Source organism: Neisseria sp. WLZKY-1 (assembly GCF_046546535.1).
Taxonomy (GTDB): Bacteria; Pseudomonadota; Gammaproteobacteria; order Burkholderiales; family Neisseriaceae; genus Neisseria.
In genome coordinates, this window is sequence record NZ_JBKGTW010000004.1 from 42,333 (window position 1) to 61,438 (window position 19,106).

Here is a 19,106-nt window from a genome sequence, read left to right on the forward strand (position 1 = left end):
AGCAAGGTTGGACACCTTGCGAGCATTTTTGACGCGGCAGGCGCGGATTTTTACCAAAAACACCGCCGCAAGGCTGAGTGTCAACAGCCCCTATGCCGTCAGTGTAGGTTTATGCCGTATAATGCCGCCCTGCCGCGCCGCAGGCCGTCTGAAAAGGCGGCCTGCGGCGGACATTTGCCCCTTTCGCAACCAATATTTAGAATGCCGCATTTTCTGCACCGAGCCGCCTCATGCCCCAGCCCTTTATCGAAATGAAAAACGTCGTCTTCGCCTACGGCAGCCGCGTCATCCTGCGCGATGTCAGCTTCGCCGTGCCGCGCGGCGCGTTTGCGGCGGTGATGGGCGGCTCGGGCAGCGGCAAAACCACCCTGATGCGCCTGATTACCGGCCAGATACAGCCGCAGTCCGGCCAAGTGCTCATCGAAGGCCGCGATCTCGCCGCCTTTTCCGATGCCGAACTCTACGAACACCGCCGCCGCATGGGCGTATTGTTCCAACACGGCGCGCTGTTTACCGACCTTTCCGTGTTCGACAACATCGCCTTCCCGATGCGCGAACTCACCCGCCTGCCCGAAGCCGTTATCCGCGATTTGGTATTGCTGAAACTCAACGCCGTCGGCCTGCGCGGCGTGGAAAACCTGATGCCCTCCGAGCTTTCCGGCGGCATGGCGCGCCGCGTCGCCCTCGCCCGCACCATCGCCCTCGACCCCGAAATCATGCTTTACGACGAACCGTTTACCGGCCTCGACCCGATTTCGCTCGGCGTCATCGCCCACCTCATCAGCCGCGTCAACAAAGCCCTGCGCTCCACCAGCGTGATGGTGACGCACGACATTGAAAAATCGCTGCAAATCGTCGACCAGGTGATTTTTCTCGCGCACGGCGAAATCATGTTCTCCGGCACGCCGCAAGAAATGCGCGAACTCGATTCGCCGTGGGTGCGCCAATTTATCGGCGGCGAAGCCGACGGCCCCGTCGCCTTCCGCTACCCCGCGCCAACGACGCTGAAAGACGATTTGCTCGGATAGCTTTCAGACGGCCTAAGCGACTGAAAGGCCGTCTGAAAGCCGCCGCACGGAACAAGCCGCATGACGAAAAACCGCCTCTGCCTCGCCGCCCTTGCCGCACTCGATGCGGCCGCGCTCTGTTACGCGCTTTGGCAATACGCGGAAGCGGGCGCATTTCTTTACAGCTTTTTGGCGGAGCGCACGGCGGACGCGGCGGCGGGATTTTCCTTGGACGATGCCGCGCTGAGCCTGCTGTTTCTCGCCGCGCCGCTGTCCTCGCTGCTGCTTTACTGCCTGCTGCCGCTTTCCGCATACGGTTTGGCACGCGGCAGACGCTGGGTTCGTTGGGTTGTACTGCTGCAATTGCCGCTGCGGCTTTTGGATTTTTCGCCCAGCCTGCCCGTTTGGGAAACCGCCGCCGCGCAAAGCATCGCCGACCTGCTGCCGCCAATGTGGCAGACCCGCACCCTCATCACCCTGCTGCTAGCGGTCGAGCTGGGCAAAGCCCTGTGGGTGTGGTTACTCACCCGCAAAACACGTTTTCAGACGGCCTCAAAATCCTAAAATAGGCCGTCTGAAACCCTTTTTTGAAACCCGCGAAACTATGGACTTCATTCAAACCGTCGGCGCGAAAACGCTGGCCTTTATCCGCTCCCTCGGCAGCGTCTGCCTGTTTTTCATGCAGATTCTGGCGCGCTCCGGCACGGCGTTCGCGCGGCCGCGCCTGTCGGTGCGGCAGGTGTATTTTTCCGGCGTGATGTCGGTGCTGATTATCGCCGTGTCCGGCCTGTTTGTCGGCATGGTGCTCGGTTTGCAGGGCTACACCCAGCTTGCCAAGTTCAAATCCGCCGATATTTTGGGCTATATGGTGGCCGCCTCGCTGTTGCGCGAACTCGGCCCCGTGCTCGCCGCCATTCTGTTTGCCAGCAGCGCGGGTGGCGCGATGACCAGCGAAATCGGCCTGATGAAAACCACCGAGCAGCTCGAAGCGATGAACGTGATGGCGGTGAACCCCGTCGCCCGCGTCGTCGCGCCGCGCTTTTGGGCGGGCGTGTTTTCCATGCCGCTTCTGGCATCGATTTTCAACGTGGCCGGCATTTACGGCGCCTATCTCGTCGGCGTGCAGTGGCTCGGCCTCGACAGCGGCATTTTCTGGTCGCAGATGCAGAACAATATTTCCTTCGGCTACGACGTGCTCAACGGCCTGATCAAATCCGCCTGCTTCGGCGTGGCCGTGTCGCTGATTGCCGTGCACCAGGGCTTCCACGCCTCGCCCACCTCCGAAGGCATCCTGCGCGCCAGCACGCGCACCGTAGTGTCCTCCGCCCTCACCGTGCTGGCCGTCGACTTCATCCTCACCGCCTTTATGTTCACCGGATAACGATATGAAACGCAATATTATGGAATTTTGGGTCGGCCTCTTTGTGTTGGCCGGCATCGCCGCCCTCGGCTTTCTCTCCTTCCGCGCCGCAGGCGGCAGCAGCCTGGGCGGCGGCGGCTCGGCGGGCTACACCGTCTACGCCGAGTTTACCGACATCGGCGGCCTCAAAGCCCGCGCCCCGGTCAAAGCCTCGGGCGTGCTGGTCGGCCGCGTCGAAAGCATCGCCCTCGACCCGCAGAGCTACCGCGCCAAAGTCGCCATCCGCCTCGACGACCAATACAAATTCAGCAGCGACGTGTCCGCGCAAATCCTCACCTCCGGCCTCTTGGGCGAACAGTACATCGGCCTGATGCAGGGCGGCGACCCGGAAAACCTCGCCGCAGGCGACACCATCACGCTGACCAATTCCGCCCTGGTGCTGGAAAACCTGATCGGCAAATTCATGACCAATTTCGCCGAAGGCAATTCGAGGCCGTCTGAAAAACAGGACGCGCCGCAACCGTAATCGGATTCCGACAACGCTTAACAAGAGAGAACCAATATGAAAACAACGCTTTACACAGCATCCATCATCGCCGCCGCCGTCGGCAGCGCCCACGCCACACCGCAGCAGGCCGTCGCCCAAGTGCGTGAAAACGCCGCGCAGGTGCTCACCATCCTGAAAAAAGCCAACGGCAGCAACGATGCCGCCGTGCGCAAAGAAGCGGAAAACTACGCCCTGCCCTATTTCGACTTCCAACGCATGACCGCGCAGGCCGTCGGCCAGCCTTGGACACAGGCCACGCCCGCACAGAAACAGGCGCTGGCCAAAGAGTTCCAAACCCTGCTCATCCGCACCTATTCCGGCACGATGCTCAAATTCAAAAACTCCACCGTCGACGTGAAAAACAACCCCGTCGTCAACAAAGGCGGCAAAGAAATCGTCATCCGCACCGAAATCAGCCAAAGCGGCAGCAAACCCGTCAACATGGATTTCACCACCTACCAAAGCGGCGGCAAATACCGCGTCTACAACGTTGCCGTCGAAGGCGCCAGCCTCGTTACCGTCTACCGCAACCAGTTTGGCGAAACCATCAAAAACAAAGGTTTCGACGGCCTGATTCAAGACCTGAAAACCAAAAACGGCGGCAAATAAGCCATGGACAGCGAAATCCGCGGCGGCGTGCTCTGCCTGTCGGGCGACATCACCGTCAAAACCGTAGACGAAGCCGCCCTGCGCCGCCTGCGCCGCCTGCTCGGGCAAAAACCCGCCAAGGCCGACCTCTCCGCCGTCGGCCGCGCCGATTCCGCCTGCCTCTGCCTGCTGCTGGAAATCCTGCGCGGCAGCGGCGGGCAGCTGCGCGGCATCCCCGCAGCCGTGCGCGATCTTGCCGATCTGTACGAAGTCCGAGAATGGATGAACCTATGAAACGCCACGCCCTCCCCGCCGCCCTCGCCCTCCTGATGGCCGCCGCCCCCGTTTTTGCCGACGGACAAAACGAAAACACTGAAACGCCCGCCCCCGCCGCGCAAACCGCGCAGACAAACGTTGGCACGCCCGCCGTGCGCGACCGCTACGAGCGCTACAACCGCTTCATGTTCAAAGTCAACGACAAAGCCGACCGCTACGTCCTCGCCCCCGTCGCCCGCGGCTACCGCAAAGTCACCCCCGCCCCCGTGCGCGGCGGCGTGCGCAACTTCTTCAACAACCTGCGCGACGTCGTCAGCTTCGGCAGCAACGTCCTACGGCTCGACGCCAAACGTGCCAGCGAAGACTTCATGCGCGTCGCCGTCAACACCACCTTCGGCCTCGGCGGCCTCATCAACATCGCCGACGCGGGCGGCATCCCCGACAACAAAAATACCCTCGGCGACACCTTCGCTTCATGGGGCTGGAAAAACAGCCACTACTTCGTCTACCCGATCACCGGCCCCTCCACCCTGCGCGACAGCGTCGGCAACACCGCCCTGATGGCCTACCCCGTGAAAAACGCCATATTCCACACCACCGCCGGCCGCGTCTCCTCCACCGCCTTGCAGGCCGTCAACACCCGCGAAGAATACCTTGACCTCACCGACAGCATCGGCGATGCCGCCCTTGATCCCTACATCATGGTGCGCGACGGCTATATGCAGATGCGCGACAAACAAATCGGCAACACCGCCGCCGCAAACAACGCCGAAGACATCGACATCGACGAACTCGTCGCCCCCGACACCGCCCCACCTGCAAGCGGCGCAACCGCCCCAACGGCATCCGACCCCGCCGAACTGTCCGCCAGCCAACCCTATGCGGACGAAGACATGGCAGAACAGCAAGAGCCTTAGGGTCTGTTGACAATCAGCCTTGCGGCGGTGTTTTGGACAAACATACCCGCCTGCCGCGTCAAAAATGCCCGCAAGTGTCCAATCTTGCTGTGCTTTTTCCTTGCATTCGGGCATTTTTCACTCAAAAAACCGTCCCGCAAGCCGAATGTCAACAGACCCTGGCCCGCAAAAGCCAAAAGGCCGTCTGAAAAGCAAAGAGGCCGTCTGAAAACGTTCAGACGGCCTCCTGCTTTTCCGCTCCCTTATTGCAAGGCTTTTCAGACGGCCTTTTTGCCGCGCCGCCGCATCCTCTTCCGAGGCCGTCTGAAAAACCCAAAACAGAGTTTTCAGACGGCCTCTTTGCTTTTCCGCTGCCTGACACGAGGCTTTTCAGACGGCCTGTTTTTCCGCACTGCCGCGCCTCACCGGAGGCCGTCTGAAACACGGGGGAATCTGCTAAAATGCGCCGCCTGCCGCCGCCTGCGGCAACCCATCAACAGGAAAGGATAACAAAATGAATACAGAAACTTATCGCCAAGCCCTCGCCGCCGTCGCCATCCCCGGCACGGCACGCACGCTGGGCGCGGAAAAAGCCGTGAAAGGCGTGCGCAGCGAAAAAGACGGCCTGCACGTCGAACTCGTTTTCGGCTTCCCCTACGGCCACATCAAACAGCAGCTTGCCGAATCGGTTCAAACGGCCTTGGCCGATGCGGGCTGCGGCGACACCATCCATCTGCACCTGTCCGCCGACATCGCCACCCACAAAGTCCAGCCCGGCATCGCCACCATCAAGGGCGTGAAAAACATCATCGCCGTCGCTTCCGGCAAAGGCGGCGTCGGCAAATCCACCACCACCGCCAACCTCGCCATGGCCATGGCGCGCATGGGCGCGCGCGTCGGCGTGCTCGATGCCGACCTCTACGGCCCCAGCCAGCCGACCATGCTCGGCGTAGCCGAGCGCAAGCCCGACCAGCAAAACAAAAAGCTGATTCCCGTCGAAGCCGAAAGCGGCATCCAAGTCATGTCCATCGGCTTTCTCGTCGACACCGACCAAGCCGTCGTCTGGCGCGGGCCGATGGTCAGCCAGGCTTTGCAGCAATTATTGTTTCAAAGCGAATGGGACGATGTGGATTACCTGTTTGTCGATTTGCCGCCGGGTACGGGCGATATTCAGCTTACCCTGTCGCAGAAAATCCCCGTCACCGGCTCGGTGGTCGTTACCACGCCGCAGGACATCGCCCTCATCGATGCGCGCAAGGCGGTGAATATGTTTGAAAAAGTGAATATTCCGATTTTCGGCGTGCTGGAAAACATGTCGGTGCACATCTGCTCCCACTGCGGCCACGCCGAAGCCGTTTTCGGCAGCGAAGGCGGCAAAGAGCTGGCAGGCCGTCTGAACGTGCCCCTGCTCGGCCAACTCCCCCTGCAAATGGCCGTGCGCGAAGCGATGGACAACGGATCGGCCGCGCAGCTTTTCGACGCGCATCCGGCCGTGGCGCAAATCTACACCGACGCCGCCTTCCAAATCGCCCTGGCCGTGGCCGACAAAGGCCGAGATTACAGCAAGGCGTTTCCGAAGATTGTGGTGGAATAAAACTGCGCCGCCCGAACGGCGGGCGGCAAAAGGCCGTCTGAAAACCGACAAACGCTTTTCAGACAGCCTTTTGCGGCGGAAAAATCTATGCATTTAGTGTAAAATGCCAATCGATATTTTTACCCGGCAAAACCATTTATCCTATTTATAATTTCAAGAAAACGAATCATGAAAAAATCACTTCCTGTCGATAAAGCGGTTATCCGCGCCAAAATCAAAGCCGCATCGCTCCACTTTCTTCTCTCCCTATTGATTTTCTCCCTGGCATTATGCTGGATTCTTCAGATTCTTTATCCCTCCTTCCATTTCAGATTAAACGGCGGCATCCACGCCTTGCAGCTTTTGGTTTCCGTGGATTTGGTGCTGGGGCCTTTGCTGACGCTTTTGGTTTACCACCCCCTGAAAGGCAAGCGGGAAAAAACCGGTGATTTTGCCGTTATCGGCCTCGTCCAACTGGCGGCTTTGGCTTACGGTTTGAACGCCCTGTATCAGGAGCATCCCAAAATGCTGGCTTTTTACGATTACGGGCGCACCGAAGTGATTACCCGCCGCGCCTGGGAAGCCAATCCCACGCCGCTTGACGGTTTCACTTCATTGGGTGGCGTGCCGGTTGGGGTATACCGCACCGACACCGGGCAATATGTTCCGCTCGATTTGGCAGCACTGGCCAAGGGCGACCGATCCGTCAGGGAAACCATGCTGTTTGAAGAAAAATCGTATTTGAGCCATTTGGAACAACAGCATGGCAGGCTTTATGTTTTGGCGGCGGCAGGGAAATACAAAAGCGAATATCTGGCTTTGGACGATAAAATGAACATTGTGTCGGAATTCGGCGAAAAAGACGTTTACTGACACCAAGCAGCCATGAAAAAAGGAGCGGGACAAACCGCTCCTTTTTTACTTCCCTGCCTTACGGCGCAACCAGCTCGCAAGCGCCTGTTTTGGTGGTGCAGACGATTTTCTTCAACAAGGTCGCCGTGCCGCGTACCTGCGGCATAAATTCCAGCCTTTCCGTGCGGTCCCAAGTCGCACCCTGGGTCAGCTTGCCGGGCGGCGTAAACGACGCGCAGGCATGAACCTGATAGGTATTGATCATCAGGCCGTCCGTGCCGATTTCCGTCACGCCCGCATTAACAAAGCCTTTGGCCTCGTCCAAGCAGGCATTATTGGCCGATTTCTGCATATAGTCTTGGTAGGCAGGCAGGGCGATGGCCGCCAAAATACCGATAATGGCCACAACGATCATCAGCTCGATTAAAGTGAAGCCCCGAAGAGCGTGTTTGTTCTTATCCATAAAAAATCTTTAAACCTTTAAATTGCAAAGCCAACCGCTTCTCTCATATTCCCTTAGCAAAGCATATGCCGACATCGGCTTCATATTGAAAAACATATATATTTTTAAATAGCTATGCTAGATAAGCAACCATATCAGACTGCTTATCTAGCATAACCCAAATGAAATCAACATCCTTCACGCCAATACCGTGAAATCTATTGACATCGCAAAATAAATTAACCAAATAAGAAGCGACCGCTACAGTGGCGGCCGCTCCTAAACACAAACTATTAACCGTTAGTGCCAACAGCTTGGAGTTTGCAAGTAGCAGTTACAGGATCACACTCAGTACCTTGAACTTTACCAGCAGTACCACGGATTTTTGCTTTGAATTTCAAAGGGTCAGTTCCCAAAGTAGCACCAACAGCAGGGGCAGTACCAGAGAAAGAATCACAAGCTGCGGGAGCAAACACAGTTACCAATCCACCATCGGTAGCAACTTCGGCAACAGCACCGTTAACCCAAGCTTTAGCTTCGCCCAAGCAAGCGTTGTTAGCAGATTTCTGCATGTAGTCTTGGTAAGCCGGCAGGGCGATAGCGGCCAAGATACCGATAATGGCGACAACGATCATCAACTCGATCAGGGTGAAACCTTTTTGCAATGCTTTCATGTTTTAACTCCAGTTAGTGTTTGGCAAAATTGCCGTTTATCAAAATCCGACTTTGCCGCCCCATGCGGCGCAGTCTTGTTTACTTCATTCCCATAATGCGTTTGGCGCATATCTTTTGAAACTCGTTCCTTAGCGGGCTGCCCTTTCGGCTATTGCCTGCTGCGGATGAAATGTATCAAGCATGGTGCGTGCCAACGTCCTGCTTTTTGCGGATTACAGATTTATTTATTTGTTTTTATTAGTTTTAAATTCCCACCTATTTATCATGCGACGGAAAACGGGCATGACAAAAGGGTGTATTTTTGCGGCACTTCTGCCTTTTTAGGGTATCGGCATAAAGCCGCAGTTTGGCAGATGACGGATTTTGTCAGCCGACAGGCGGTTTTTTGCCAAACCCGAATCCCAAAACCGCGTACGCCGCTGCACGATACCCTACCGCCATAGCGGAAAGAGGCCGTCTGAAACGTTTTCAGACGGCCTCTTCTCTCTTTATATATATGTGTCAGCCCGCATCCGCGCGCACGCCGAGGGCTTCGCCCATGCGCACGGGTGCTCCTGCGGCAAGACTGCCGTTCAGGCGGATGCTGTTTTGCGGGAACAGGTTGATAACGGTCGAGCCGAGGCGGAAGGCGCCCATTTCCTGCCCTTTTGCCAGCCGCACCGCGCCTTCGCCTTCGGCGGGATAGAGCCATTGCAAAACGCTTTTGCTGCGCGGCGGGTTGATGATGCCTGCCCAGACGGTGCTGATGCTGGCGGTGACGGTTGCGCCGACGAGTATCTGCACCATTGTGCCGAACTCGGTGTCGAACACGCAGATCAGGCGCTCGTTGCGGGCGAAGAGGTTGGGAATGTGCTGCGCGAGAAAGGGGTTGACGGAATAGAGTTCGCCCGGAACGTAAACCATGCGGCGCAGGGCGGCGGCGCAGGGCATGTGGACGCGGTGGTAGTCGCGCGGGGAGAGGTAGGTGGTGAGGAAGAGGCCGTCTGAAAATTCTGCGGCCAGCGCTTCGTCGCCCGCCAGCAGTTCGAGGGCGGTGAAATCGTGGCCTTTGGCCTGTATCAGCCGCCCCGCTTCGATGACGCCCGCTTCGCTGACGCGGCCGTCGGCGGGCAAAACAAGGGTTTGCGGCTCGGCGTTTATCGGCCGCGCGCCGTCTTTGAGGGGGCGGATGAAAAATTCGTTGAAGCTGGCGTAGTCGGCCGCGCGGCTTTTTTGCGCTTCGGCCATGTTGATTTGGTAGCAGGCGACGAAGGTTTTGATCACGGCGTGGGTGAGCACGCCCCAGCGGCGTTCGGCCAGCCAGCCTGCGGTGCGGGTGATTGCAAGCTGCGGCAGCAGATAATGGAAGGCGGTTTTGAGGCGCTGCCGGTAGGTCGGGGCGGGATAGGGGCGCAGTTCGGACATAGCGGTTTCCTGTTTGTCTGTTATCGGTTGCGGTGGCGGCGGAGTATAGCAAGAAAGGCCGTCTGAAAGGGATGCGCTTGATTCAGGCCAAATTTTCCCGTGCTGCCGCCACAGGGCGGCGTTTTTTTGTTATCCTTGCCGCCGTTTTGCAAAGCGGAATTTCAGATGAAACTTTCACCCGCATCTTCCGCACCGCCCAACCCAGGAGAACCAAGATGAACAGCCATTCCGACATTATCGTCGTCGGCGCAGGCCCTGCCGGCCTGAGCTTCGCCCGCACTTTGGCCGACAGCGGCCTCAACATCACCATCGTCGAAAAAGCGCCGCTCGAGAGCATCGAAAACCCCGCCTACGACGGCCGCGAAATCGCCCTCACCCATCTATCGAAAGAAATCATGGAGCGGCTGGGCATGTGGCAGCGCGTGCCGGAAAACGAGATTTACCAACTCAAAGACGCCAAAGTGTGGAACGGCACGTCGTCCTACCAACTCTATTTCCCGCAGCCCAAACAGGCGCGCGGCGGCGCAACCGACCGCCTGGGCAACCTGATTTCCAACCACAACATCCGCCGCGCCGCCTACGAGGCCGTGAAAGAGCAGGACAACGTCACCCTGCTGACGGGCGTCGGCGTCAAAGAAGCGCGCACCACCGACACCCAGGCCTATGTCACCCTCGACAACGGCGAAACCCTCACCGCCCGCCTGCTGGTGGCCGCCGACAGCCGTTTCTCGCAAACCCGCCGCCAAATCGGCATTTCTGCCGATATGCACGACTTCGGCCGCACCGTTATCGTCTGCCGTTTCAAACACGAAATCTCCAACGGCCACACCGCCGTCGAATTTTTCCAATACGGCCGCACCCTCGCCCTTCTGCCGCTGGAAGAGCATCTCACCAACTGCGTGATTACCATCGACAGCGACAAAGCGGGCAGCCTGCTGGCGCTGAGCGACGCAGAACTCGCCGCCGATTTGGAAAAACAGCTCAACTTCAAACTGGGCAAAATGGAAAAAACCGGCACACTGCACACCTATCCGCTGGTGGGCGTGCACGCGAGCCGCTTCTACGCCCCGCGCGCCGCCCTTATCGGCGATGCCGCCGTCGGTATGCACCCCGTCACCGCCCACGGCTTCAACCTCGGCCTCGAAAGCGCCGACATTTTGGGCAGACTCGTTTTGCAGGCGGCACAAAACGGCCAGGACATCGGCGCGGCCTCGCTTTTGGAGCGCTACAACGCCAAACACCAGCTCAACACCCGCCCGCTCTACCACGGCACCAACGCAATGGTGAAACTCTTCACCAACGAAGCCGCCCCCGCCAAACTGCTGCGCGGCCTCGTTCTGCGCATCAGCAACAACCTGCCGCCGGTGAAAAAACTGATTACCCACCAGCTGACGGGCTAAGTTTCCCCGTATGGCAACAGGCCGTCTGAAAACCCGCATAAAGGTTTTCAGACGGCCTTTTTGATTTTTTGATACAGACAGAGGCCGTCTGAAAATGCCTGCGGCGCTTTTCAGACGGCCTTTTCTCCCCATGCCGCCAGCTCGGCCATATTGTGCGCGGCGCAGTCGGCGAAGGGCAGGGAACGGGCGTGTTCGCCGTACCAGACGGTACGCATGCCGAGTTTTTTCGCGGCGGCGAGGTTGGCGGCGGAGTCGTCGACCATGATGCAGTTTTCGGGCACGGCGTTCAGGGCGGCGCAGGCGGCGAGATAGGCGGCGGGGTCGGGTTTGCAGGCGTAGCCGCAGTCGTCCGTGCCCAGCAGGGCGGCAAAAAAGCCGTTCAGGCCGAGGGCAGACACGAGTTCGCGCACATAAAACGACGGGGCGTTGGAGAGCACGGCCTTGCGCCCTTTCAGACGGCCTAAGGCATGCGCCGCGCCCGTTTCGCCGCAGAGTTTGGGCAGGATGCAGTCCATCGGGTGCGAAAAACGCAAAAAGGCGGCGATGTCGGCTTGGGGGCGGTACAGGCGCAGGCCGGAAAGTGTTGCGCCGTGTTCGTGCCACCACTGCCGCCGTAGGCGGTCGGCCTCGGTTTCATTAAGGCACATTTCGGCGGCGAGCCATTCGGTCATGCGGCGGTTGATAAGATAAAAAATGCCCGCGTCGGCGCGGTGCAGGGTGTTGTCGAGATCGAACAGCCAAATCTGCTCTGTGTCTTTATTCATGGCGGTTTTGCGGGTATCATTCGCGCCCGATTATAACCAAACGGAGAATGTTGCATGAAACAGGTTTTGCAGGCGGCAGCGGCCGCTTTTTTGTTCGCGTCGGCGCAGGTGCAGGCGCAAACCGAAGTACGGCTGGCGGTGCACAAATCGTTCAGCCTGCCCAAAGACGCTTTTGCCGCCTTCGAGCGTGCCAATGATGCAAAGGTGTCCGTAATCAAAGCGGGCAGCGGCAACGAGATGGTGAACAAACTGGTGCTCAGCCGCGCCCGCCCGATTGCCGATGCGGTGTACGGCCTCGACAGCACCACGGTGCTCAAAGCCCGCGAAAGCGGCATACTCGCGCCGCACCAGCCCGCTTCCGCCGCCGTGAACGCAAGCCTGCCGCACGCGCTGGCGGTGGACTCGGGTTACATCACGCTCAATTACGACAAATCCTGGTTTGCCGAACACAAGCTGCCGCTGCCGCAGACTTTGGACGACTTGGCCAAGCCGCAGTATAAAAACCTGCTGGCCGTGCCCAATCCGGGTATGTCCAGCGCCGGACTGGGTTTCCTGCTCGCCAACATCCAGGGTTTGGGCGAAAAGCAGGCGTTTGACTGGTGGGCGAAAATGCGCGCCAACGGCGTGAAAATCACCAAAGATTGGAGCGAGGCTTATTACACCGAATTCACGCAAAACGGCGGCGCGCGTCCCATCGTCGTCAGCTACGCGTCCAGCCCCGCCGCCGAAGTGCACTACGGCAAAGGCAAATACAGCACGCCGCCCACCGCCAACCTGTTTCTCAAAGGCGGCGTGTTCCGCCAGGTGGAAGGCGCGGCGGTGCTCGGCGGCGCGCAAGAGCCCGAGCTGGCGGCCAAGCTCGTGCAATACCTGCAAAGCCCCGCCGTGCAAAAAGCGATTCCCGGCGAAATGTGGGTTTACCCCGCCGTGAAAAACACCCCGCTGCCCGAGGTCTTCAAACACGCCCAAGCGCCGCAGCACGCCGACAACCCGCCCGAAGCGGCCATCGCCAAAAACCAGCGCCGCTGGGTCAACCACTGGATACGCGTCGTGCTCAAATAAGCCGCGAATCCGCCGACTAAGGCCGTCTGAAAAGACAGAACACCGTTTTCAGACGGCCTCCCCTTATCAGGACACATGCATGGACAACAAACAAAAACTGCAAGCCGGACTGGCCGAAATGGGCATCGCCCTCGACCCCGCCCGCCAGCTCCTGCTGCTCGAATACGCCGCCCTTTTGGGCAAATGGAACGCCGCCTACAACCTCACCGCCCTGCGCGACGAGAGCCGCGTTATCAGCCACCACATCCTCGACAGCCTCACCCTGCTGCCTTATATAGAAGGCGCGTCCTCCATGATGGACGTCGGCTCGGGCGGCGGCATGCCCGGCATCCCCGCCGCCATCTGCCGCCCCGATCTGCCCATCACTCTGCTCGATGCCAACACCAAAAAAACCGCCTTCCTGCAACAGGCCGCCATCGAACTGGGTCTGAACAACGTCACCGTCGCCTCCGGCCGCGTCGAAGCCATGCACGACAAAAAAGTCAACGTCGTCACCAGCCGCGCCTTCGCCGAGTTGCGCGACTTCGCCGCCCTCACCCGCCACCTGCTCGGCGAAAACGGCTACTGGGCGGCCATGAAAGGCGTCTACCCCTACGAAGAAATCGAACAACTCCCCGACAGCATCGAAGTGGTGAAAGTGGAAAAACTCCACGTTCCCATGCTCGACGCCGAGCGGCATATGGTGATCATGCGCCCTAGGGGCTGTTGACATTCAGCTTGCGAAGCGGTTTTTTGAGGAAAAATTCGCGGATGCAAGGAAAAAAGCACAGCAAGATTGGACATCTTGCGAGCATTTTTGACGCGGCAGGCGGGTATTTTTTGCCAAAAACACCGCCGCAAGGCTGATTGTCAACAGACCCTAAGGCCGTCTGAATATCGGTATTCCGCAGATTGGAAAACAGAATACAAAGAGGCCGTCTGAAAAGCCCGAAACAGGGTTTTCAGACGGCCTCTTCGCTATCAACAATCCTTAATCAAACTGCTTTTGCCCGTTGCGTACAAACGGCAGCTTCAACACACGCACGTCAAACTCTTTGCCGCGCATGATCACTTTGGCCGCGTCGCCGTCGAAATCTTTGGGCACACGGGCGATGGCGATGGATTGTTTGAGGCTGGGCGAGAACACGCCGCTGGTGGTGATGCCGCGTCCTGCGTCGGTAACGACTTCCATATGGTCGCGCAGCACGCCGCCTTTGGCGAGCAAGAGGCCGACCTGTTTTACCGCCACGCCTTTTTCTTTCAGGGCAAGGAGCGCGGCTTTGCCGACGAAATCGCGCGCTTCGTCTTTCAAATCCACTGTCCAGCCCATGCCGGCTTCGAGCGGACTCACGTCGTCGTCCATATCGTTGCCGTAGAGGTTCATGCCCGCTTCCATACGCAGGGTGTCGCGCGCGCCGAGGCCGCAGGGCTTCACGCCTGCCGCTTCGAGGGCTTTGAAAAAGGCCACGGCTTCGCTGCCGGGCAGGATGACTTCCACGCCGTCTTCGCCGGTGTAGCCGGTGCGGGCAACAAACCAGTCATTGCCCAAATCCGCGCCCTGGAAAGGCTTGAGATTGTTCACCACATCCGCCCATTCGGGTTTGACGGTCAGGAGTTTTTCAATGGCTTTGGGGCCTTGCACGGCGAGCATACCGAGGTCGTAGCGCGGGTTGAACGCCACGCCGAATTCCGCGCCGATTTTGTGGAACTGGGCGGTGTCTTTTTCGCGTGTCGCGCCGTTGGAGACGATGCGGTATTGCGTTTCGGCTTCGTTGGTGCGGTACACGATTAAGTCGTCAATCACGCCGCCCTTGTCGTTGAGCATGGCGGAGTAAAGAGCCTTGCCGACAAAAGCCAGCTTGGCCACATCGTTGGCAATCAGTTTGCGGAAAAAGGCTTTGGCATTGGCGCCGGCCACATCGGTAACCAGCATATGCGATACGTCGAACATACCGGCGTCGGTGCGCACGGCTTCGTGTTCGGCGATTTGCGAGCCGTAGTGGATGGGCAGCTCCCAGCCGGCAAAGTCAATGAGTTTCGCGCCTGCGTCGATATGGGCTTGATGGAAAGGCGTGGTGTTCAGGGTCATGGGTTTCTCCGTTTGCGGTTTCAGACGGCCTGATTATAGCGGCGCGCCCTGCGGAAACAAGCATTTCTTTACATTTGGCGGGCATGTGGCGGCAAATGCAGTGTTTTATGCGCCAAAGGCCGTCTGAACGGCATTTAATTTTTAAAGAGGGCAGGAATTTAATCTATTGTGCGTTAACGGAATTTACCTTATAGTTCCCCGGCGCTCCCAAGGCGGCCGACAACAGAAGAAAAAAGGAAAAACTGCATGACACAGATTACTTTGGACAAAACCGACCTGAAAATCCTGCAAGTGCTGCAAAGCAACGGCAGGCTCTCCAATGTCGAACTCTCCGAGCGGGTGGCGCTGTCGCCCTCGCCCTGCCTGCGCCGCGTCAAGCATCTGGAAGACACGGGCGTGATCCGCTATCACGCTGCGCTGTTGTCGGCGAAAACCCTGCAACTGGATTTGCAGGTGTTTATCCGCGTCGCCATCGACAAATCCGTCGACGCGCGGGCGCGGTTTTCGCAGGCCGTCAAAGACTGGCCGCAGGTGCTCAGCTGCTTTGCGCTGACGGGGGAAACCGATTATCTGCTGCACGCCTTTTTCCCCGACATGGCCGCCTTTTCTCATTTCGTGCTCGACACGCTGCTATCGCATCCCGGCGTTCAGGACGCCAAATCCAGCTTCGTGCTCGACGAGCTGAAAAACACCACCATCCTGCCGCTGGCACACCTCCAACCCGCGCAGTAACCGTTTTCCGATGCCGCCTGATTTTCTTTCAGACGGCCTTTTCAGACGGCCTCTTTCCCATAAGGAGCATTCCCATGAGCAGCAAAATCGTCTTTTTAGACCGCGGCACGCTGCCGGATGACCATGTTTTCCGTTTCACCTTTCCGCACGAAATTTCCGACTATGCGCAAACCGCCGCCGCCGACACCGCCCTGCGCCTGGCGGGTGCACGCATCGCCGCCACCAACAAAGTCCGCATCAGTGCCGAAGACATCGCCGCCAACCCGCAGCTGGAAATGATCGCCGTGTGTGCCACCGGCTGCGACCACATCGACCTGGCCGCCGCCCGCGCCGCCGGTATTGCCGTCTGCAACGTGCCTGCCTACGGCAGCGAATCCGTTGCCGAACACGCCTTTATGCTGATGATCGCCCTGATGCGCAACCTGCCCGCCTACCGCCGCGACATCGCCGCCGGCATGTGGCAGCAGTCACCCTTTTTCTGCCATTTCGGCGCGCCCCTGCGCGATTTGAACGGCAAAACCCTGGCCGTGTTCGGGCGCGGCAGCATCGGCCGCACGCTGGCCGGATACGCCCGCGCCTTCGGCATGGAAGTGCTGTTTGCCGAACACAAAAACGCCGCCGCCGTGCGCGAAGGCTACGTTTCCTTCGCCGAAGCCTTGCGCCGCGCCGACGTGCTGTCGCTGCACTGCCCGCTCACGCCCGACACGCGGCTGATGATAGGTGAAGACGAATTGCGCGCCCTGAAACCCGGCGCCGTCCTTATCAACTGCGGGCGCGGCGGACTGGTGGACGAAACCGCCCTCTTGGCCGCGCTCAAATACGGCACGCTCGGCGGCGCGGGCATCGACGTGCTCTCGCAAGAGCCGCCCGCAGAGGGCAACCCGCTCCTGTCGGCTAATCTGCCGCACCTGATTGTCACGCCGCACATCGCCTGGGGCAGCAGCGAGGCGCGGCGCAAAATGTGCGAAATCATCGTCGCCAACATCGAAGCCTTCGCCGCAGGCAGGCCGCAAAACGTTATCGCCTAGACAAAAGGCCGTCTGAAACCCTTTCAGACGGCCTTTTCGCATCCGCTTTTTGTTAAAATCGCGCCTTTCCCAACCATCCCTTTCAAAGCAGTCAAAAATGGACAACTCTTTGGCAAACGCATCCGAGAGCGAAAAACAGCGCAATTTCCTTTATCTGATTTACGCCCTGTACATCGTCACCATCTTCACCGCCGGACTGGCGGCGCTGATCGGCGTCATCGTCGCCTACGCCAAACGCGACACGGTTACCGACGCCGTTTATTCCACCCACATCCCCTATCTGATCCGCACCTTCTGGGGTTCGCTGCTCGGCTTTATCGGCGGACCGATACTGCTGGCGATTTTGAGTTATATGTTTGAGTTTCCTATGTTTTTCCTCTATCCGCTGGTCGGCCTCACCGGCCTGTGGTATCTCTTCCGCGTCATCTTCGGCCTGGTGCGCCTGATCGACAACCGCGCGGTCAACCCCTACGGCTGGCTGGCGTAAACCGCCTTTCAGACGGCCTTTCCCATGAACATCATCATCGCCGCCCCCTTCTGCTCGCTGCCCGGCGAGCCTTATTTCAACCGCTTCCGCTATCTGGCCGAGCGGCTTTCCGAGCGGCACGACGTCACCCTGCTCACCAGCCGTTTCCGCCATTTCGACAAGTCTTTCAGACGGCCTGAGGACGCCGCCGCCGCTTCGCAAGGCCGTCTGAAAGTCGTGTTGCTCGACGAAACGGGCTATGAGAAAAACGTCTCGATAGGCCGTCTGAAAAGCCACCACGCCTTTGTCCGCCACCTCGACCAATGGCTAGCGGCGCAGGCGGCGGGGGCGTTTGACGCGGTGTATTCCGCCTACCCGCTGATTGCCTCCAACCTCGTACTCGGGCGGCACAAAGCCCGTTTGGGCTATAAGCTGATTATCGACGTGCAGGACGTGTGGCCGGAATCGTTTTCCGCCGTGCTGCCCGCGCTGAAAAAACTGCCGCCGCGCCTGGTCCCCTTTGGCCGCAAGGCCGACCGCGCCTATGCCTGCGCCGACGCGCTGGCCGCCGTGTCGCACACCTATCTCGAACGCGCCCGCGCCGCCAATCCCGCCGTGCCGCACGAAGCCGTGTACATCGGCGCCGACTTTGCCGCCGTCGCCGCGGCGCCCGCGCAAACCTTCGCCGACAAGAAAACCCGCCTGTTCTACCTCGGCACGCTCAGCCACAGCTACGATGTGGAAACCGTCTGCCGCGGCGTGCGCCTGTGGCAGCGGCAGGGCGAAGCGGCCGAACTGCACATCTGCGGCGGCGGCGGCGATTTCGCGCGGCTGAACGCGGCCTACGCGGGCGGCGGCATCGTCTTCCACGGCTACCTGCCCTACGGCGACATGCTGTCGCTGGCCAAAGGCTGCGACATCGCCGTCAACGCCATCCACGGCTACGCGCCGCAAACCGTCACCAACAAACTGTCCGACTACATGGCGCTGCAAAAACCGATACTCAACAGCCAAGAAGACCCCGAAGTGCGCCGCCTGCTGCACCTGCTGCCGCACGAACACTACACATCGGGCGACGCCGAAAGCTTCGCCGCCGCCTTAGGCCGTCTGAAAAGCAGCACCGCCCCCGTGCAAGCGGCCGAAATCGCCCGCCTGTTCGACCGCGAACAGTCCTACCGCCGCCTGATCGGCCTGATAGAAGGAAGCCTGCCGTGAACGACGCCGCCAAACGCGCCTTCGACATCCTCGCCGCCGCCGCCCTTTTGCTGTGCCTCGCGCCGCTCTTCGCCCTCCTCGCCTGGCTGATCCGCCGCCGCCTCGGTTCGCCCGTGCTGTTTTGCCAAACCCGCCCGGGAAAAAACGGCCGCCTGTTTACCATGTACAAATTCCGTACCATGCGCGACGCGGCCGACGCACACGGCAAGCCCCTGCCCGATGCCGAACGCCTCACCCCCTTCGGCCGCAAACTGCGCGCCGCCAGCCTCGACGAGCTGCCCGAGTTGTGGAACGTTTTGAAAGGCGACATGAGCCTGGTCGGCCCGCGCCCGCTGCTGCCCGAATACCTGCCGCTCTACAACGCCGAACAGCGCCGCCGCCACGAAGTGCGCCCCGGCATCACCGGCTGGGCGCAAGTCAACGGCCGCAACGCGCTTTCCTGGCCGGAAAAATTCCGCCTCGACGTGTGGTATGTCGACCACCGCTCGTTTGGACTCGACCTGAAAATCCTGCTGCTGACGGTGAAAAAAGTCTTCGCCCGCGACGGCATCAACGCCGAAGGCGAGGCCACGGCGGCGAAGTTTGAGGGCAACGGCGAAGAGGACTGAATCCCGAATCATGAGGTAGGGTGTGTCGCCCCGCGACGCACGCGGATACGGAAACAGGCTCAAGTGATGCTTGCGGTCTGATGGGGGAGATGGTATCTACGTGCCTTCCCAAACCTGTTGGGTCTCGACCCAAGCTACCAGTT

At 59.5% G+C, this 19,106-nt stretch carries 21 protein-coding genes and 1 pseudogene; 17 read left to right on the forward strand and 5 right to left on the reverse strand.

The genetic code is table 11. The features are described from left to right. Positions 1 to 230 precede the first annotated feature (230 nt). The 9 genes from ACLD9W_RS02280 (at position 231) to ACLD9W_RS02320 (ending at position 7,120) form a co-directional block, all read left to right on the forward strand. Entirely contained in the window at positions 231 to 1,028 is a 798-nt protein-coding gene (locus tag ACLD9W_RS02280) for an ABC transporter ATP-binding protein (protein WP_410840503.1), read from the forward strand. A gap of 60 nt (positions 1,029 to 1,088) precedes the next feature. Then, positions 1,089 to 1,571, forward strand: coding sequence for a hypothetical protein (locus ACLD9W_RS02285; protein ID WP_410840504.1), 483 nt, complete (start codon positions 1,089 to 1,091; stop codon positions 1,569 to 1,571). A gap of 40 nt (positions 1,572 to 1,611) precedes the next feature. After that, positions 1,612 to 2,388: a lipid asymmetry maintenance ABC transporter permease subunit MlaE gene (gene mlaE / locus ACLD9W_RS02290; protein ID WP_009427065.1), complete on the forward strand. Its 777-nt coding sequence runs from the start codon at positions 1,612 to 1,614 to the stop codon at positions 2,386 to 2,388. A gap of 4 nt (positions 2,389 to 2,392) precedes the next feature. Further along, positions 2,393 to 2,893 (forward strand): outer membrane lipid asymmetry maintenance protein MlaD, encoded by a 501-nt coding sequence (gene mlaD, locus ACLD9W_RS02295; protein ID WP_410840505.1) that lies wholly within the window; start codon positions 2,393 to 2,395, stop codon positions 2,891 to 2,893. A 36-nt stretch (positions 2,894 to 2,929) separates the two neighbouring features. Then, positions 2,930 to 3,523: a phospholipid-binding protein MlaC gene (locus tag ACLD9W_RS02300; RefSeq protein WP_410840506.1), complete on the forward strand. Its 594-nt coding sequence runs from the start codon at positions 2,930 to 2,932 to the stop codon at positions 3,521 to 3,523. A gap of 3 nt (positions 3,524 to 3,526) precedes the next feature. Continuing rightward, positions 3,527 to 3,796, forward strand: a complete 270-nt coding sequence (locus ACLD9W_RS02305) for a lipid asymmetry maintenance protein MlaB (RefSeq protein ID WP_410840507.1) — start codon at positions 3,527 to 3,529, stop codon at positions 3,794 to 3,796. Then, a complete protein-coding gene (locus ACLD9W_RS02310) occupies positions 3,793 to 4,695 on the forward strand; it encodes an MlaA family lipoprotein (RefSeq protein WP_410840565.1) in 903 nt (300 codons plus the stop codon). Before ACLD9W_RS02305 ends, ACLD9W_RS02310 begins: the two co-directional genes overlap by 4 nt. Before the next feature lie 493 nt (positions 4,696 to 5,188). Then, on the forward strand, positions 5,189 to 6,268 hold the full coding sequence (gene apbC / locus ACLD9W_RS02315; RefSeq protein ID WP_410840508.1) for an iron-sulfur cluster carrier protein ApbC: 1,080 nt from the start codon (positions 5,189 to 5,191) through the stop codon (positions 6,266 to 6,268). Positions 6,269 to 6,436: 168 nt separating this feature from the next. After that, positions 6,437 to 7,120 carry a hypothetical protein gene (locus ACLD9W_RS02320; RefSeq protein ID WP_410840509.1) on the forward strand — a complete coding sequence of 228 codons (684 nt, stop codon included), beginning with the start codon at positions 6,437 to 6,439 and terminating at the stop codon, positions 7,118 to 7,120. 58 nt (positions 7,121 to 7,178) lie between these two features. On the opposite strand, the gene ACLD9W_RS02325 is transcribed toward ACLD9W_RS02320, so the two are convergent. From ACLD9W_RS02325 to asd, 3 genes and pseudogenes are all read right to left on the reverse strand, one after another. Beyond that, a complete protein-coding gene (locus ACLD9W_RS02325; protein WP_410840510.1) occupies positions 7,179 to 7,562 on the reverse strand; it encodes a prepilin-type N-terminal cleavage/methylation domain-containing protein in 384 nt (127 codons plus the stop codon). Positions 7,563 to 8,100: 538 nt separating this feature from the next. Then, positions 8,101 to 8,215 (reverse strand): annotated as a pseudogene (locus tag ACLD9W_RS02330) (prepilin-type N-terminal cleavage/methylation domain-containing protein); the annotation flags it as partial. Between the two features lie 502 nt (positions 8,216 to 8,717). Continuing rightward, positions 8,718 to 9,620, reverse strand: coding sequence for an archaetidylserine decarboxylase (gene asd, locus ACLD9W_RS02335; protein ID WP_410840511.1), 903 nt, complete (start codon positions 9,618 to 9,620; stop codon positions 8,718 to 8,720). A 215-nt stretch (positions 9,621 to 9,835) separates the two neighbouring features. On the opposite strand from asd, the gene ubiM reads away from it, so the two are divergent. Next, the gene (gene ubiM, locus ACLD9W_RS02340) at positions 9,836 to 11,020 is read left to right on the forward strand and encodes a 5-demethoxyubiquinol-8 5-hydroxylase UbiM (RefSeq protein WP_410840512.1); all 1,185 of its coding nucleotides are present in this window, start codon (positions 9,836 to 9,838) and stop codon (positions 11,018 to 11,020) included. A gap of 110 nt (positions 11,021 to 11,130) precedes the next feature. Here the strand turns inward: ubiM and ACLD9W_RS02345 are convergent, their stop codons facing one another. Next, positions 11,131 to 11,784 (reverse strand): pyrimidine 5'-nucleotidase, encoded by a 654-nt coding sequence (locus tag ACLD9W_RS02345; RefSeq protein WP_410840513.1) that lies wholly within the window; start codon positions 11,782 to 11,784, stop codon positions 11,131 to 11,133. Between the two features lie 54 nt (positions 11,785 to 11,838). On the opposite strand from ACLD9W_RS02345, the gene ACLD9W_RS02350 reads away from it, so the two are divergent. Further along, positions 11,839 to 12,846, forward strand: a complete 1,008-nt coding sequence (locus ACLD9W_RS02350) for a thiamine ABC transporter substrate binding subunit (protein WP_410840514.1) — start codon at positions 11,839 to 11,841, stop codon at positions 12,844 to 12,846. 79 nt (positions 12,847 to 12,925) lie between these two features. Continuing rightward, a complete protein-coding gene (gene rsmG / locus ACLD9W_RS02355; RefSeq protein ID WP_410840515.1) occupies positions 12,926 to 13,555 on the forward strand; it encodes a 16S rRNA (guanine(527)-N(7))-methyltransferase RsmG in 630 nt (209 codons plus the stop codon). A gap of 261 nt (positions 13,556 to 13,816) precedes the next feature. On the opposite strand, the gene gcvT is transcribed toward rsmG, so the two are convergent. After that, positions 13,817 to 14,914: a glycine cleavage system aminomethyltransferase GcvT gene (gene gcvT, locus ACLD9W_RS02360; protein ID WP_410840516.1), complete on the reverse strand. Its 1,098-nt coding sequence runs from the start codon at positions 14,912 to 14,914 to the stop codon at positions 13,817 to 13,819. Positions 14,915 to 15,160: 246 nt separating this feature from the next. On the opposite strand from gcvT, the gene ACLD9W_RS02365 reads away from it, so the two are divergent. The 5 genes from ACLD9W_RS02365 (at position 15,161) to ACLD9W_RS02385 (ending at position 18,963) form a co-directional block, all read left to right on the forward strand. Then, on the forward strand, positions 15,161 to 15,646 hold the full coding sequence (locus ACLD9W_RS02365) for an Lrp/AsnC family transcriptional regulator (RefSeq protein WP_410840517.1): 486 nt from the start codon (positions 15,161 to 15,163) through the stop codon (positions 15,644 to 15,646). 74 nt (positions 15,647 to 15,720) lie between these two features. Next, positions 15,721 to 16,674, forward strand: a complete 954-nt coding sequence (locus ACLD9W_RS02370; protein WP_410840518.1) for a D-2-hydroxyacid dehydrogenase — start codon at positions 15,721 to 15,723, stop codon at positions 16,672 to 16,674. A gap of 97 nt (positions 16,675 to 16,771) precedes the next feature. Then, positions 16,772 to 17,161, forward strand: coding sequence for a hypothetical protein (locus ACLD9W_RS02375; protein WP_410840519.1), 390 nt, complete (start codon positions 16,772 to 16,774; stop codon positions 17,159 to 17,161). 24 nt (positions 17,162 to 17,185) lie between these two features. Then, positions 17,186 to 18,355, forward strand: a complete 1,170-nt coding sequence (locus ACLD9W_RS02380; protein WP_410840520.1) for a glycosyltransferase — start codon at positions 17,186 to 17,188, stop codon at positions 18,353 to 18,355. Then, on the forward strand, positions 18,352 to 18,963 hold the full coding sequence (locus ACLD9W_RS02385; RefSeq protein ID WP_410840521.1) for a sugar transferase: 612 nt from the start codon (positions 18,352 to 18,354) through the stop codon (positions 18,961 to 18,963). The genes ACLD9W_RS02380 and ACLD9W_RS02385 overlap by 4 nt, the downstream gene beginning before the upstream one ends. The last annotated feature ends 143 nt before the right edge of the window (positions 18,964 to 19,106 follow it).

Excerpts from the sequence above, each read along its gene's own strand:
- apbC (WP_410840508.1), top strand. The coding sequence starts at position 5,189 with ATGAATACAGAAACTTATCGCCAAGCCCTCGCCGCCGTCGCCATCCCC.
- ACLD9W_RS02350 (WP_410840514.1), top strand. The coding sequence starts at position 11,839 with ATGAAACAGGTTTTGCAGGCGGCAGCGGCCGCTTTTTTGTTCGCGTCG.
- ACLD9W_RS02380 (WP_410840520.1), top strand. The coding sequence starts at position 17,186 with ATGAACATCATCATCGCCGCCCCCTTCTGCTCGCTGCCCGGCGAGCCT.
- ACLD9W_RS02280 (WP_410840503.1), top strand. The coding sequence starts at position 231 with ATGCCCCAGCCCTTTATCGAAATGAAAAACGTCGTCTTCGCCTACGGC.
- ACLD9W_RS02370 (WP_410840518.1), top strand. The coding sequence starts at position 15,721 with ATGAGCAGCAAAATCGTCTTTTTAGACCGCGGCACGCTGCCGGATGAC.
- rsmG (WP_410840515.1), top strand. The coding sequence starts at position 12,926 with ATGGACAACAAACAAAAACTGCAAGCCGGACTGGCCGAAATGGGCATC.
- ACLD9W_RS02310 (WP_410840565.1), top strand. The coding sequence starts at position 3,793 with ATGAAACGCCACGCCCTCCCCGCCGCCCTCGCCCTCCTGATGGCCGCC.
- ACLD9W_RS02305 (WP_410840507.1), top strand. The coding sequence starts at position 3,527 with ATGGACAGCGAAATCCGCGGCGGCGTGCTCTGCCTGTCGGGCGACATC.
- ACLD9W_RS02375 (WP_410840519.1), top strand. The coding sequence starts at position 16,772 with ATGGACAACTCTTTGGCAAACGCATCCGAGAGCGAAAAACAGCGCAAT.
- ACLD9W_RS02320 (WP_410840509.1), top strand. The coding sequence starts at position 6,437 with ATGAAAAAATCACTTCCTGTCGATAAAGCGGTTATCCGCGCCAAAATC.
- asd (WP_410840511.1), bottom strand. The coding sequence starts at position 9,620 with ATGTCCGAACTGCGCCCCTATCCCGCCCCGACCTACCGGCAGCGCCTC.
- ACLD9W_RS02285 (WP_410840504.1), top strand. The coding sequence starts at position 1,089 with ATGACGAAAAACCGCCTCTGCCTCGCCGCCCTTGCCGCACTCGATGCG.
- mlaD (WP_410840505.1), top strand. The coding sequence starts at position 2,393 with ATGAAACGCAATATTATGGAATTTTGGGTCGGCCTCTTTGTGTTGGCC.
- ACLD9W_RS02345 (WP_410840513.1), bottom strand. The coding sequence starts at position 11,784 with ATGAATAAAGACACAGAGCAGATTTGGCTGTTCGATCTCGACAACACC.
- mlaE (WP_009427065.1), top strand. The coding sequence starts at position 1,612 with ATGGACTTCATTCAAACCGTCGGCGCGAAAACGCTGGCCTTTATCCGC.
- ubiM (WP_410840512.1), top strand. The coding sequence starts at position 9,836 with ATGAACAGCCATTCCGACATTATCGTCGTCGGCGCAGGCCCTGCCGGC.
- ACLD9W_RS02365 (WP_410840517.1), top strand. The coding sequence starts at position 15,161 with ATGACACAGATTACTTTGGACAAAACCGACCTGAAAATCCTGCAAGTG.
- gcvT (WP_410840516.1), bottom strand. The coding sequence starts at position 14,914 with ATGACCCTGAACACCACGCCTTTCCATCAAGCCCATATCGACGCAGGC.
- ACLD9W_RS02325 (WP_410840510.1), bottom strand. The coding sequence starts at position 7,562 with ATGGATAAGAACAAACACGCTCTTCGGGGCTTCACTTTAATCGAGCTG.
- ACLD9W_RS02300 (WP_410840506.1), top strand. The coding sequence starts at position 2,930 with ATGAAAACAACGCTTTACACAGCATCCATCATCGCCGCCGCCGTCGGC.